We start from the raw sequence: 12,275 nt of genomic DNA on the forward strand, positions 1-12,275 counted from the left end.
CCGGATGAGATTAAGATAGATAAAACGGGCCGAAGGAAACGGCCCGTTATTAAATTACAGTGAGTAAGAGAGCGTAATGGTGGTTTTCGTGTCGGTACGATCGGGCGCAGATTCCGGAGGATTCTGGTTCCAGGTCACGTTGTAAGCCATTTTCAACGCAAAGTGGTCGTTAATCCCTACCTGCAGCCCGGTTTCTGAGTTCAGCGTGGTATCGTCGCTGCCCAGTACGGAAACACCCTGAGTGAACTTGGTGTTGTCAGTCAGCTGCCACTGATAAATCAGCGCGCCATAGGCCAGCGCCTGCGTTTCATGACCGCCTTCGTGGTATTCGTCATAACGTATGCCAGGACCGGCTTCCACTCGCAGCGAGTGTACCGGGCCATTCAGCAGCTGACGACCGTAACCAGCGGCTAAAATAGAACGGCCATCGTAACCGTTGAAACGGTCGCTCAGCCAGCTGGCTTGCCCGAACAGATAATCAGCACTGTTAAGGTTGTAGCGAGTACGCCCGCCAACCTGGTATGTTTCTGATGAACGCTCATCGTTTGACGAGGTGTTGCTGGCGTTACCCCACAGGCTATATGCGAAGCTCGGGGTATACCAGGTCAGGTTTGTATTTGCCGTAGCAGATGAACTGGTAGTATTCCCGGACTGAGCCATATAACCCGCAGCGGCGTTACCTTCAAAATCTTTTTTGGCTGTGGAAGGATCATCCATAACGGTGAAGACATTGGTATCCGCTAAAGCTTGTTGAAAAAATGCTCCCCCGGAGACCAGCAAGACGACAGTGAGTTTGTTAAGCGCTTTCATTATAATGTGACCCGTACGACATTTAAAAGGAGTGAGTGTGAAGCGTTTTGAGGGACGATCAATGCTCTTTACGCTTAAGATCGCAACAAATTGTTAATCCGCTTTTATACCTTAGCATCCGAGCTAAACGGCCCATTTCAAAGGGACTCTTCCGTTAGCGACACGTATTATAAGGGGTAAACTGCGAGAAAACACCAGAATAGCGATGAGAATTGTTCCTTTTAAACCGTAAATCCCTTATACGCCCCCCTAATTATGACCAAATGTAACATTGGCGCGGGTTCAACCTTAACGCGGATTATCTAAACAAGACGCCTTCACATCGGGTTTATTCCACCCTGTACTCATCTTGCGCACAACACCTTATTCAGGCTAATGCGGTGCAAGCCTCAACGCGGCATCCCCAGTGATGAGCTACGCTAAACAGAGCATTTTTTTGAGGGGACTGGATATGAGCAATGATGAAATAAAGCAATACGTGGTGTCATTCCGCTATCACGAGAACGGATTATCAGACCTGATGCAACTCGAAAGCATACTGGCGAGCGGCGGGTTCACCACCACCCTGAGTGATGCAAAGGGCCAACCACATGAGTTGGGAAGCAATCACTTTGGTTTCGTCAGCGCGTTGCCTGAAGAAAAGGTGCGCCAGCTGGCCGTGGGATTAGGGGAAAAGGGACTGGGGATTTCACCTGAAGTTAACGTGGAAATTTGGCAGCCGCTCAACCCTACTCTTACCTGAGTCAGGATAAATGTTTAACCCACCTGTGCGCTATCGCTAATTTTGGTTATGCTTTAATCATTAACATCGTCAAAACACAGGTGAATAGGAGCGTTCTATGTGGTCAGCCATCGGTCGTCTGTTGTGTGAGCAACTGGGTTCGGCAGCGATCACCACCCGCCGTAAGCTGGCTGGCGGTGAAGTTCATCCGACGTGGCATCTGCTCTATGGCGAGCACGAAGTGTTCGTAAAATGTAATCACCGCGACATGCTGGATATGTTCACCTGGGAAGCCGATCAGCTTCAGCTGCTGGCCCGCAGCCAGACAGTTCGCGTACCTGCGGTGTACGGCGTCGGAAGCGATCGCGATACCAGTTTCTTACTGCTGGAGTATATTCAGCCGCAACCGCTGGATGCACAGGGGGCTTTTCAACTGGGGCAACAGCTGGCGAGGCTGCATCAATGGAGCGAACAACCGCAGTTTGGCCTTGATTTTGACAACAACATCACGACTTCCTTACAACCTAATAGCTGGCTGCGGCGCTGGTCAGCCTTTTTTGCTGAACAACGCATCGGCTGGCAGTTGCAGCTCGCCGCTGAGAAAGGCATTCAGTACGGTGATATGGGGCTGATTATCCACTGTGCTCAGGCTGCGTTGAATACGCATCATCCACAGCCTTCGTTACTGCATGGCGATCTGTGGCCGGCCAACTGTGCCGGAAGTAAAAACGGCCCGTGGCTTTTCGACCCCGCCTGCTACTGGGGAGACCGGGAGTGCGATTTGGCGATGCTGCCCAGGTTCCCCTACTTTCCCGAGCAGGTTTCTGATGGTTACCGATCGGTCTGGCCTCTGCCTGAAGATTTCCAACAACGCCAGCCGGTCTATCAACTTTATTACCTGTTGAATCGGGCCAATGTTTTTGGCGGCAGCTGGCTGAAAGATGCTCAGTGCGCGGTAGGCTTACTGCTTGATGTGCAGGAAGAAACAGTGCGCCACGCGCGGCCGGCCTGACGTCATCCAGCGCGCATGGGGTTCTTTTAACGGATAAACCCGGCCAGCATGAGCACAAAATATCCGGCTACCGCAACGATCGCCGGAAGAATGTATAACGGAAAAATCTGCAAAAGGAGGGTATGGCGCGGCACCACTATTTTCTCTTCCAGCTGCGCGCGGGTATGCCCTTCCGCACCCCGTGCTTTTTCCAGGATCATTTGGTCTTCAATCCCTTCGCGTAGAAAACGCGCCTGGCGCCACATCCGCGCACCGGAAGCCTGCATAGCCAGCCCGACAAATATCAGCATGTAGATCCCCCAGAACAGCAGATTACTGCCATGACTAAAGTCCGGGACCGGCGAATTCTGCCAGAATGCAGAAAGAAATCCGGTGTTGTAGTGGATCATATTGACCATCACATGCGCAAAATCCTGCATGACTGCATCAATGCCGCTGCGCTGTTCCCGGCTTTTTTCCAGAAAAACCATTAGCGATATCAGCGTAGAGATCAGCGCCGGAATAAAAATAATCCAGCCAAGGATACGTTTACCTATTGCAACCCTGCCAGCCTGTTGATAAGTCATGCCTTCTCCTGTCCATCAGTTAGTATCTGTCAGTTTACAGTGAGTTTTACAAAAGCGCCTGTAAAATGCTGATTGGCTGCTCGTTCAGGTCGCAGATAGCGCCTGAAACGATATTTTTCCCCAGCTTATTGATGATAAGGTGGTACGAACTGTCAAATGGAGACACACATGCCTTATCACCGCCCCGTAGAGGCAGCCATATTTGATATGGATGGCCTGTTAATCGATTCCGAACCCCTGTGGCTCCAGGCCGAACTGGAGGTGCTTGACACGCTTGATATTGACCTCAGTCACCGTGAAGCTATGCCCGATACGCTGGGGCTGCGTATCGATCAGGTGGTAAGTATGTGGTATGAAACTCTGCCATGGCAGGGTCCTTCGCTGGCTGAAATAACTCAGCGCATCACAGGCCGCGTTCTCCAACTGGTCGAGGAGACGCGCCCGCTATTGCCCGGAGTAAAACAGGCGTTGCAGATGTGTAAGGATGAAGGATTGAGAATCGGTCTTGCTTCTGCTTCACCGCTACCCATGCTGGAACGCGTGACGGAAATGTTTAACCTGCGTGACAGTTTCGAAGTACTGGTCTCTGCCGAGTTGCTTCCCTACAGCAAACCTCATCCGCAGGTTTACCTTGATGCGGCAAGGCGTTTGGGGGTGGATCCACTTCAGTGCGTAACGCTTGAGGACTCGTTTAACGGCATGATCGCCACCAAAGCCGCACGTATGCGTTCCATTGTAATACCTGATAGCTCCCTGGCGGCCGATACGCGCTGGTCTTTGGCAGATGTCAAACTTGAAAGCCTTGAACTACTCACGCCTCATCACCTGCTAAGTCGTTAAGCTAAACGGGCTGCGCCCTGTGGCCCGATGGTTAACCACATCCCATAGCCTGACGACGCAACGTGACGGCTGCCGCGAACATTGCGGGTATCAAACGCCACTATACAGCCCCTGTTACCCGCCCATCCCGCACGGTTAACCCTCCAAACTGGCGTAACACGCACACTTTCCTCTGCTATTTATCATTGGTTACAGCGTCACATATTTATTCTACTGTATATATTCCCTATACTGGATGCATTGACAGTTATATAACCAGGTGTTCCCATGACGGCCGAAGGCCATCTCATCTTTGCCATTGCCAGCGCGATTTTTGCCAAACGCGCCGAACTGACCCCAATACTGGCCAGTGCTGACTGGTGGCATATCATTCCCGCCACGCTCCTCACTTGTTTGCTGCCGGACATTGACCACCCAAAATCCCTTCTCGGCCAGCGACTGAGATGGCTCTCCTGGCCCATTGCACGGGTTTTCGGCCACCGGGGCTTTACTCACAGCCTGCTGGCCGTGGGCGGCGCTGTTGCCCTGCTCCAGCTGAAATTACCATCAGACTGGCTGTTACCGGCAGACGCATTCCAGGGGATGGTGCTGGGCTATCTCAGCCATATTGTCGCAGATATGCTAACCCCTGCCGGCGTCCCTTTGCTGTGGCCCTGCCGCTGGCGTTTTCGCCTGCCACTGCTGAGAAGCCAACAAGGCAATCAGCTGGAGCGCATACTGTGTCTGGCGCTGGTCGGTTGTGCCATCTGGTTGCCACCCGGTATGCCGACGTTTGGTGCATCGGGGTGGACTACCCAGGCCATCAGCAATGTGCAAAAAGGCTTTACTCAATTGATTGAGCGTTATCAAGCCCCCTGAGAAGGGGGTTTAATCACTAAATGTTATAAGCCATTCGCTTTGGGTATAATGCTGCAACAGCGCCAGCTGATACTATTTCCACCTCTTATTTACTTACTATGCAACAGAAAAAGCTGTCTTTTGCCAGGGCACTCTGTGGTCTGTTTCTTTGGAGAGAATGGAAATGAATTTTCCGCTAATCATTAACCTGGTCGCGTTTATCGCACTGCTGCTGCTGGTAGCAAAAACAGGATACGGCTGGAGCCTGTCAAAAAAAGTCCTCTTCGGTCTGATAATTGGCGTGCTGTTTGGCCTGGCCCTGCACACCCTGTATGGCGAAAACAGTCCTGTCATTACACAGTCAGTCAGCTGGTTTAACCTGGTGGGTAACGGCTATGTGCAATTGTTACAGATGGTTGTTATGCCGCTGGTGTTTGCCTCGATTCTCAGTGCCGTAGCACGCCTGCATAATGCCTCCTCACTGGGCAAAATAAGCCTGCTGACGATTGGCGTGTTGCTGTTCACCACCGCCATTTCCGCCTGCGTTGGCGTGTTGGTGACCGGGTTGTTCGGCTTAAATGCGAGTGGCCTGGTACAAGGCGCTCAGGAGAGCGCGCGTCTGGTGACGATTCAGAACAACTATGCAGGTAAGGTGGCCGATCTTAGCGCACCACAGCTGCTGCTTTCTTTCTTGCCAAAGAACCCGTTTGCCGACCTGACGGGGGCAAATCCGACGTCCATCATCAGCGTGGTTATTTTTGCTGCCTTCCTCGGTATTGCCGCGCTGCAGCTGTTGAAAGACGATGCGGAAAAAGGCCAGCGTGTACTGAAAGCGATTGATACGTTGCAGTCCTGGGTGATGAAACTGGTTCGCTTAATAATGAAGCTAACGCCTTACGGCGTGCTGGCGCTGATGACGAAAGTGGTCGCCACCTCAAACATCAACGAAATTATTAAGCTGGGCAGCTTCATGCTGGCATCCTACCTCGGCATTGCCATTATGTTCGCGGTACATGCTCTGCTGCTTTCAGGCAACGGCATCAACCCGCTGCGTTTTTTCCGCAAGATCTGGCCGGTTATCACGTTCGCTTTTACCAGTCGCTCCAGCGCCGCCACTATTCCACTGAGCGTTGAAGCCCAGACTCGCCGCCTGGGTATTCCGGAGTCCATAGCCAGCTTCGCCGCTTCATTCGGCGCCACGATCGGACAGAACGGCTGTGCCGGCCTCTACCCGACCATGCTGGCGGTTATGGTTGCGCCCACCGTAGGGATCAACCCGTTCGAGCCAATGTGGATCGCCACACTGGTAGCAATTGTCACGCTAAGTTCAGCCGGCGTGGCTGGCGTGGGCGGCGGCGCGACCTTTGCTGCACTGATTGTGCTGCCGGCGATGGGTCTGCCGGTGACGCTGGTGGCGCTGCTGATCTCGATTGAACCTTTGATTGATATGGGCCGTACTGCCCTGAACGTCAACGGCTCCATTACTGCGGGCGCCCTGACCAGCCAGTGGCTAAAGCAAACCGATCGGCAAATCATGAATACCGACGCCGATAACGAAGCTGCACTGGCCCAACGTTAACCCTCCCGGCAGGTCAGCACTCTGTTGACCTGCCCCTCATTTATCGGCTCAATGTGACTGCTCAACCCAACGCCTCCCCTTTTTTGCCCTCTTCTCAGCCAGAGAAATCCGCCACGTTGATAGTGTAAAGGCCACGTTAAGCGCTGTAAGCGATGGCAAACAGCCGCATAAGCGTAGGGTTCAGGCAAAAAAATGGTCACCGTCGTGACCATTTTTTTATCTTTAGCTGGGATTACTGTTTTGCTTGCGGATCGGTATCGTACTCTTTACAGCTCTGGAAGCCGTAATTCATTACGCGGCCCGTATCAGAATAGCTGACGAAGTAAGTCTGCAGTTTACCATCACGTTCACCCAGTACGTAGGTCTGGCAGGTGCCACGCGCATAAACCATAGTGATTTCGGTAGAAGCGGGGCCGGCGATATCACGAACCTGCTGACGGGTCATTCCTTTTTTCACATCCTGTACCACCGGTTTTGTGGCATAGCTTTGCGCACGATCGTAAACCGTACAGCCAGACAGCACGGCAAGCGTTACCGCAGCACCAATGAATCCCGTTAACTTACGCATTTATTCTTCCTCTGCTCATATCAGTGTGCTGATAAGCCTGGAATATAAATACAGATTTATCAACTTTATGGCGGCAAATTATCAGTTTATCCTCATCCTACTTATAATGCAGCGCAACGAAAGGCACGTTCATCTGTACAGGGTGCACGGCCAGATCTGTCGCTCTTTCATTAGTGAGGACTCATGACAACCGCACACGGTAAACGCCTTGGTTACGCTGTCACACTCGGCCTGCTGGCGGCCTTAGGCCCGCTCTGCATCGACCTGTATCTACCCGCGCTGCCGCAGCTGGCTGGCGATCTGACCACCACTACCGCGACCGCGCAGCTTAGCCTGACCGCAGGGCTGCTTGGGCTGGGATTCGGCCAGCTGTTCTTTGGCCCGTTGAGCGATAAGTATGGCCGCATCCGCCCCCTGCTGATCTCGCTGGTGCTGCTGCTGGTTGCCTCTGTAGGCTGTGCGCTGGCGCAAGACATCCACCAGCTGCTGCTGGCGCGTCTTTTTCAGGGGCTGTCTGCTGCCGGTGGCGCGGTGTTATCGCGTGCTATCGCCCGTGATATGTACAGCGGCCATGAGCTGACCCGCTTTTTCGCCCTGCTGATGCTGGTTAATGGCCTGGCGCCGATTGCCGCGCCGGTCATCGGCGGTGCACTGATGGCGTTTCTCAACTGGCGTGGGTTGTTTGTGGTGATAGCCCTGATCGCGTTGCTTCTGCTGATTCTGTCACGCGTTAAACTTCATGAGACACTGCCTGACCAACGGCGCAGCCAGGGCACTGTTTTCTCCGCGTGGGCGGCGCTGGGCCAGGTCGTAACCTATCGTCCGTTTATGGGCTTCTGCCTGACGCAAGGGTTTATGATGTCCGGTATGTTTGCCTATATCGGCGCATCACCCTTTGTCCTGCAACAAATTTATCATCTCTCGCCGCAGGCTTTCAGCCTGTGCTTTGCGGCTAACGGCGTTGGCCTGATCATTGGCGCGCAAATAAGCGCACGTCTGGCACCTCTGTGGGGTGAGTATCCGATCCTCAAAGGCGGATTGACGCTGGCGTTTATCTCTTCAGGTAGCCTGCTGCTGGCGGCAATGACCGCCGCAGCGTTACCGCTGGTGCTGGTCGCCCTGTTTTTCAGCATCGCCAGTACCGGGGTGATTTCAGTTACGGCCTCCTCGCTGGCGATGCAGAGCCAGGGGCATCGTGCCGGCAGCGCTTCGGCGGTGATTGGCGTCACCATGTTTACCCTGGGTGGCATTAGCGTTCCGCTGACCGGGATTGGAGGGACTTCGGTACTGACAATGAGCACCACCCTGTTCGGTTGCTATATGCTGGCGATTATTATGTTTAGCCTGCTGGCGAAGAAAGCGAAAAACGGCTGATTTATCACCATTCATTTCCATGATTGCGGGATTGACTGTTGTGGTTGTGCGCCATGCGCGTTAGCTTTGCATGAAGAAAAACGAAAATGGCGGCCGTCTGTCGGCGCTGAATTTGAGGAGAGGTAAATGGCTCTGCAACAGGACATTATTAAGGCGCTGGGCGTCAAACCCGTTATTGATGCCGGAGAAGAAATCCGCACCAGCGTTGCGTTTCTGAAGTCATATCTGAAACGTTATCCGTTTTTAACGTCTTTAGTGCTGGGGATCAGCGGCGGGCAGGACTCCACCCTGACGGGTAAACTGTGCCAGATGGCCATCAGTGAACTGCGCAATGAAACTGGCAACGGCAGCTACCAGTTTATCGCCGTGCGTCTTCCTCACGGCGTACAGGCTGATGAGCAGGATTGCCAGGATGCGATCGCCTTTATCCAACCAGACAGGGTTATCACGGTAAATATCAAGGCGGCAGTGCAAGCCAGCGAGCAGGCCTTGCGCGAGGCAGGCATTACGCTGTCTGATTTCATCCGTGGCAATGAGAAAGCGCGTGAACGTATGAAAGCGCAGTACAGCATCGCCGGAATGACAGCGGGCGTGGTGGTGGGCACCGATCATGCAGCCGAAGCCGTCACCGGATTTTTCACCAAATACGGCGATGGTGGCAGCGACATTAACCCCATTTTCCGGTTGAACAAAGGCCAGGGCAAACAGCTGCTGCAAGCGCTCGGCTGCCCGGAACATCTCTGGCTTAAGCACCCGACTGCCGATCTGGAGGACGACCGCCCCGGCTTGCAGGATGAGGTAGCGCTTGGCGTGACCTATGAAATGATTGACCGCTACCTGCAGGGTGAAAGCATTGACCCGGCGGCAGCCAAAATCATTGAAAACTGGTATGTGAAAACCGAGCACAAACGCCGCACGCCAGTGACGGTGTTTGACGACTTCTGGAAAGAATAACGTCATCCAGGGCGGCGCGACTCACAAAGCGCTGCCCGCAAGCGTTCGCCCGGTTGAGGTTGTCATTCACCGCCAGCTGACAACAAAATCTCCGCCCGTCAGCCACATACTGCTATACTGTTCGGATAAACAGTAACCGGAGCCAGTAGTGGTCAGAAAATCTCTTGGTCCTCGCGCTGAATTTGACGCCACGGCCATTTATCAATATCCCGAACATCTGCGTCCGTGGCTTGAAGCGCTGCCCAAATTGCCCGGGGTATACGTGTTTCATGGTGACAGTGAAACAATGCCGCTGTATATCGGCAAAAGCGTCAATATTCGCAGCCGGGTGCTATCGCATCTGCGCACTGCCGATGAAGCCCGCATGTTGCGCCAGGCAACCCGTATCAGCTTTATGACTACGGCGGGAGAACTGGGCGCCCTGCTGCTGGAAGCGCGGATGATCAAACTGCAGCAGCCCTTATTCAACAAACGACTGCGCAAAAATCGCCAGCTCTGCGCCCTGCAGATCGCCGAAGGTTCTCCCCTGGTGGTATATGCCAAAGACGTGGATTTCTCCAGCACTTCTGGCCTGTACGGGTTGTACGCTAACCGCCGTGCCGCACTGGAAACCCTGCAAAAAATTGCCGATGAACAACGGCTCTGTTACTACCTGCTGGGGTTAGAAAAAATGCGCTCAGGAAATGCCTGTTTTCGTTTCGCCCTGAATCGCTGTGCCGGGGCATGCTGTGGGAAAGAGACCCGTGCAGAGCATCAGCAGCGCCTGCTTTCAGCGCTGGAGGCAGTGCGTTTGCGGTGCTGGCCGTGGCCTGATGCGGTCGCGGTGCTGGAGCAAAGAACGGGACAAACCCAGTATCACATCATCAACAACTGGCTGTATCTGGGTTCGGTCAGCAAACTGGAAGAAGCCGCCGGGCTGTGTAGCACAACCCCCGGGTTTGACAGCGATGGCTACAAAATACTGTGTAAACCAATGCTGGCAGGCAAGCTGCCGATCGTACCGCTGTCAAAAGCTTAAAAAGCAGGACGGTGGCCGTTTTCGCCTCTGCGGCATGAAGTATGACGGGTGGAAAAACCGCCGGGGATGGCCACTGCCATTCAGGCAAACGGGCAACATCGGCGGTTTCAAATGAAGTTAACGCCACTCAGTCGTCGGCAGGAGGCATTCTGTCTTCATGCTGCGGCTTTTCTGCCAGACGTTTCTCGAAGTTCTGATTAAACTGTTTTTTCTGCTCAGGAGTCAGCACGTTATACATTTTGTTCTGCGTTTCCAGCATCAACATCGTGCGTTGCTGGCTATTGGCAGACATCTGTGTCGCCTGAGCTTCCGCTTTGGCCCGGTCAAAATGGTCAGAAGCAATAATGCTGTGCACGGCACGGCGATCTTCCAGAGAAGGACGTTTCATGCCTTTGTGCGCGGCTTTCATAATATTGCGCACCTGAAGTTTCTGCGCATCGGTCAAATTCAGACCTTTAAACATCTCATGCGGGCCTCCGTGGCGTGGCGGCTTTTGCATCCCAGGCTTTTCGGCACCCGCCGGCGGTGGAGTGAGATTATCTGCTGCGGCATGGACGATACTGGCAGCGCCGAAAGCCAGCGTAGCGGCAACGACAATAGAAGTTAATTTATGCATTCTTTAGTCCTTATATATTCAATACTCAGGCGGTTGGCCTGTCGTGAAGTCGGAAATCATTTTACGGCGCTGAACGTAAACGACTGAGAGCGTGAGTAAAGCCGTGAAAGCATAAAAGACAATTTGCCGCCAATCATGAAGATAATGCGAAGAATCAGGTGAGGAATTGCAAAAAAGTATGTGCTGACAGGGGTTTATGCAGAAACTGCGCGCAAGTGTAATATGCCTGAAAGGATTGAGAAAGGATTGAGTAAGAAAAAAAGATACCCGCTTTACAGTTTGCTGCCCGTTTTCTCCGCTCACGGCGAAAAGAGGAAATGTGGCCGCCTCTGGCCACATTTTTAGTATCACAATGCCGTCCTGCACGCCGTCCCCGGCGTATTGTCCTCTACCAGCATCAATCCGGCGCGCAGCCCGATCGCCACATTGGGATTAGGGAATAACACGTACTCCTGCGCCTGCTGCACACAGAAGCGCTCTGCACCATCCTCTGCCAGCAACGTTCCCTGAGGGTATGGGGCAAAATTCAGCACTTCATCACTCATATGCAGCACGAAACGGTCAGATCGCCGGATAATCTGCTGTGATACCCGATAACGTCGCGGAGGCCGGACAGCGGCAGGTAATTCCCCACCGCTGATGAGCTGCTTCAGCGCCTGCTGCGCGGCGGCAAATTGGCTGAGATCGTTGTGACCGAAAGGCAGTGCTTTACCCAACTCCAGCGTACAGCTGGCAGCCTGAAAATGCCGGCTGCTGTAATCGCTAAAAGTTCCGCCCGGCGCACGGTGCTGTACCAGCGCCTCCAGACCCGCAGCACTCAACCAGTATATAAAGTCTTCGGGCCACGGCGTGTCGCGCTGGGGCAAAACGCCAAAACGGTGGTGATAAGAATCACGGATGGCGGTATGTATATCAAGATGCCAGCGCATTTCTTCACAGACGCCAGCCTGCCAGAAGTTCTCCATCGCCTGCTCCAGAACCCATGCACGACGGGCTTCGGGGCAGTCTTCGAACTGCTGCCATCGCCCGCCAAACATACGGTTAATATCACTGTGCACATAGCGTCGGTTAAGCCTGAGAGCGCCCGGGTTACCGTAAATCACCAGCAGACGGGTTTGCAGTGCCCGTTCACCGCGCAGCAGGGCGTTAACCAGCTGCTCAACCATTTCTACTGGTGCGGTTTCGTTGCCGTGTAAGGCGCTGGAAACCACCAGCGCCATCGATGCGGTGTGGTGAGGCGTCAGCTCAAGTATACCGACATTATGCCAGCGCCAGCTAAGCCGTTCGTTATGTCCTTCCGTTTGCGCTGGCCGAGCGCCGGACAAAGTCAGTTGAAGAAAATCCCGCATGTACTCCCCTTAGATTAAATTGCCGTTCAGC

13 protein-coding genes are annotated in these 12,275 nt (G+C 53.6%); 8 read left to right on the plus strand and 5 right to left on the minus strand.

Annotation, left to right across the window (positions count from 1 at the left end; genetic code table 11):
- Window positions 1-54: 54 nt before the first annotated feature.
- On the minus strand, window positions 55-810 hold the full coding sequence (locus EPYR_RS09710; RefSeq protein WP_012668230.1) for a DUF481 domain-containing protein: 756 nt from the start codon (window positions 808-810) through the stop codon (window positions 55-57).
- A 451-nt stretch (window positions 811-1,261) separates the two neighbouring features.
- Here EPYR_RS09710 and ghoS point away from each other — a divergent pair, with 451 nt between their 5' ends.
- Together ghoS and EPYR_RS09720 are read left to right on the plus strand one after the other, a co-directional pair.
- On the plus strand, window positions 1,262-1,552 hold the full coding sequence (ghoS, locus tag EPYR_RS09715; RefSeq protein WP_012668231.1) for a type V toxin-antitoxin system endoribonuclease antitoxin GhoS: 291 nt from the start codon (window positions 1,262-1,264) through the stop codon (window positions 1,550-1,552).
- A gap of 97 nt (window positions 1,553-1,649) precedes the next feature.
- Window positions 1,650-2,543, plus strand: coding sequence for a fructosamine kinase family protein (locus tag EPYR_RS09720; RefSeq protein WP_012668232.1), 894 nt, complete (start codon window positions 1,650-1,652; stop codon window positions 2,541-2,543).
- A 26-nt stretch (window positions 2,544-2,569) separates the two neighbouring features.
- On the opposite strand, the gene EPYR_RS09725 is transcribed toward EPYR_RS09720, so the two are convergent.
- Window positions 2,570-3,109, minus strand: coding sequence for a YniB family protein (locus tag EPYR_RS09725; RefSeq protein ID WP_012668233.1), 540 nt, complete (start codon window positions 3,107-3,109; stop codon window positions 2,570-2,572).
- 168 nt (window positions 3,110-3,277) lie between these two features.
- Between EPYR_RS09725 and hxpB the strand changes: the two genes are divergently transcribed.
- The 3 genes from hxpB to EPYR_RS09740 all read left to right on the plus strand — a co-directional run bounded on the left by hxpB (window position 3,278) and on the right by EPYR_RS09740 (window position 6,365).
- Window positions 3,278-3,949: a hexitol phosphatase HxpB gene (hxpB, locus tag EPYR_RS09730; RefSeq protein ID WP_012668234.1), complete on the plus strand. Its 672-nt coding sequence runs from the start codon at window positions 3,278-3,280 to the stop codon at window positions 3,947-3,949.
- Window positions 3,950-4,216: 267 nt separating this feature from the next.
- The gene (locus EPYR_RS09735; RefSeq protein WP_012668235.1) at window positions 4,217-4,807 is read left to right on the plus strand and encodes a metal-dependent hydrolase; all 591 of its coding nucleotides are present in this window, start codon (window positions 4,217-4,219) and stop codon (window positions 4,805-4,807) included.
- Between the two features lie 163 nt (window positions 4,808-4,970).
- On the plus strand, window positions 4,971-6,365 hold the full coding sequence (locus EPYR_RS09740) for an L-cystine transporter (protein WP_012668236.1): 1,395 nt from the start codon (window positions 4,971-4,973) through the stop codon (window positions 6,363-6,365).
- A gap of 232 nt (window positions 6,366-6,597) precedes the next feature.
- On the opposite strand, the gene osmE is transcribed toward EPYR_RS09740, so the two are convergent.
- Window positions 6,598-6,933 (minus strand): osmotically-inducible lipoprotein OsmE, encoded by a 336-nt coding sequence (gene osmE / locus EPYR_RS09745; protein ID WP_012668237.1) that lies wholly within the window; start codon window positions 6,931-6,933, stop codon window positions 6,598-6,600.
- Between the two features lie 183 nt (window positions 6,934-7,116).
- Here osmE and EPYR_RS09750 point away from each other — a divergent pair, with 183 nt between their 5' ends.
- The 3 genes from EPYR_RS09750 to cho all read left to right on the plus strand — a co-directional run bounded on the left by EPYR_RS09750 (window position 7,117) and on the right by cho (window position 10,279).
- The gene (locus EPYR_RS09750) at window positions 7,117-8,307 is read left to right on the plus strand and encodes a multidrug effflux MFS transporter (protein WP_012668238.1); all 1,191 of its coding nucleotides are present in this window, start codon (window positions 7,117-7,119) and stop codon (window positions 8,305-8,307) included.
- Window positions 8,308-8,433: 126 nt separating this feature from the next.
- Window positions 8,434-9,261, plus strand: coding sequence for an ammonia-dependent NAD(+) synthetase (nadE, locus tag EPYR_RS09755; protein WP_012668239.1), 828 nt, complete (start codon window positions 8,434-8,436; stop codon window positions 9,259-9,261).
- 148 nt (window positions 9,262-9,409) lie between these two features.
- Window positions 9,410-10,279: an excinuclease Cho gene (gene cho, locus EPYR_RS09760; RefSeq protein ID WP_012668240.1), complete on the plus strand. Its 870-nt coding sequence runs from the start codon at window positions 9,410-9,412 to the stop codon at window positions 10,277-10,279.
- 127 nt (window positions 10,280-10,406) lie between these two features.
- On the opposite strand, the gene spy is transcribed toward cho, so the two are convergent.
- Window positions 10,407-10,895, minus strand: a complete 489-nt coding sequence (spy, locus tag EPYR_RS09765; RefSeq protein ID WP_012668241.1) for an ATP-independent periplasmic protein-refolding chaperone Spy — start codon at window positions 10,893-10,895, stop codon at window positions 10,407-10,409.
- A 347-nt stretch (window positions 10,896-11,242) separates the two neighbouring features.
- Entirely contained in the window at window positions 11,243-12,244 is a 1,002-nt protein-coding gene (astE, locus tag EPYR_RS09770; RefSeq protein ID WP_012668242.1) for a succinylglutamate desuccinylase, read from the minus strand.
- Between the last annotated feature and the right edge of the window lie 31 nt (window positions 12,245-12,275).

The organism is Erwinia pyrifoliae DSM 12163, assembly GCF_000026985.1.
Classification (GTDB): Bacteria; Pseudomonadota; Gammaproteobacteria; order Enterobacterales; family Enterobacteriaceae; genus Erwinia; species Erwinia pyrifoliae.

Coding starts and splice junctions, on each gene's coding strand:
- EPYR_RS09710 (WP_012668230.1), bottom strand. CDS start 810: ATGAAAGCGCTTAACAAACTCACTGTCGTCTTGCTGGTCTCCGGGGGA.
- ghoS (WP_012668231.1), top strand. CDS start 1,262: ATGAGCAATGATGAAATAAAGCAATACGTGGTGTCATTCCGCTATCAC.
- EPYR_RS09720 (WP_012668232.1), top strand. CDS start 1,650: ATGTGGTCAGCCATCGGTCGTCTGTTGTGTGAGCAACTGGGTTCGGCA.
- EPYR_RS09725 (WP_012668233.1), bottom strand. CDS start 3,109: ATGACTTATCAACAGGCTGGCAGGGTTGCAATAGGTAAACGTATCCTT.
- hxpB (WP_012668234.1), top strand. CDS start 3,278: ATGCCTTATCACCGCCCCGTAGAGGCAGCCATATTTGATATGGATGGC.
- EPYR_RS09735 (WP_012668235.1), top strand. CDS start 4,217: ATGACGGCCGAAGGCCATCTCATCTTTGCCATTGCCAGCGCGATTTTT.
- EPYR_RS09740 (WP_012668236.1), top strand. CDS start 4,971: ATGAATTTTCCGCTAATCATTAACCTGGTCGCGTTTATCGCACTGCTG.
- osmE (WP_012668237.1), bottom strand. CDS start 6,933: ATGCGTAAGTTAACGGGATTCATTGGTGCTGCGGTAACGCTTGCCGTG.
- EPYR_RS09750 (WP_012668238.1), top strand. CDS start 7,117: ATGACAACCGCACACGGTAAACGCCTTGGTTACGCTGTCACACTCGGC.
- nadE (WP_012668239.1), top strand. CDS start 8,434: ATGGCTCTGCAACAGGACATTATTAAGGCGCTGGGCGTCAAACCCGTT.
- spy (WP_012668241.1), bottom strand. CDS start 10,895: ATGCATAAATTAACTTCTATTGTCGTTGCCGCTACGCTGGCTTTCGGC.
- astE (WP_012668242.1), bottom strand. CDS start 12,244: ATGCGGGATTTTCTTCAACTGACTTTGTCCGGCGCTCGGCCAGCGCAA.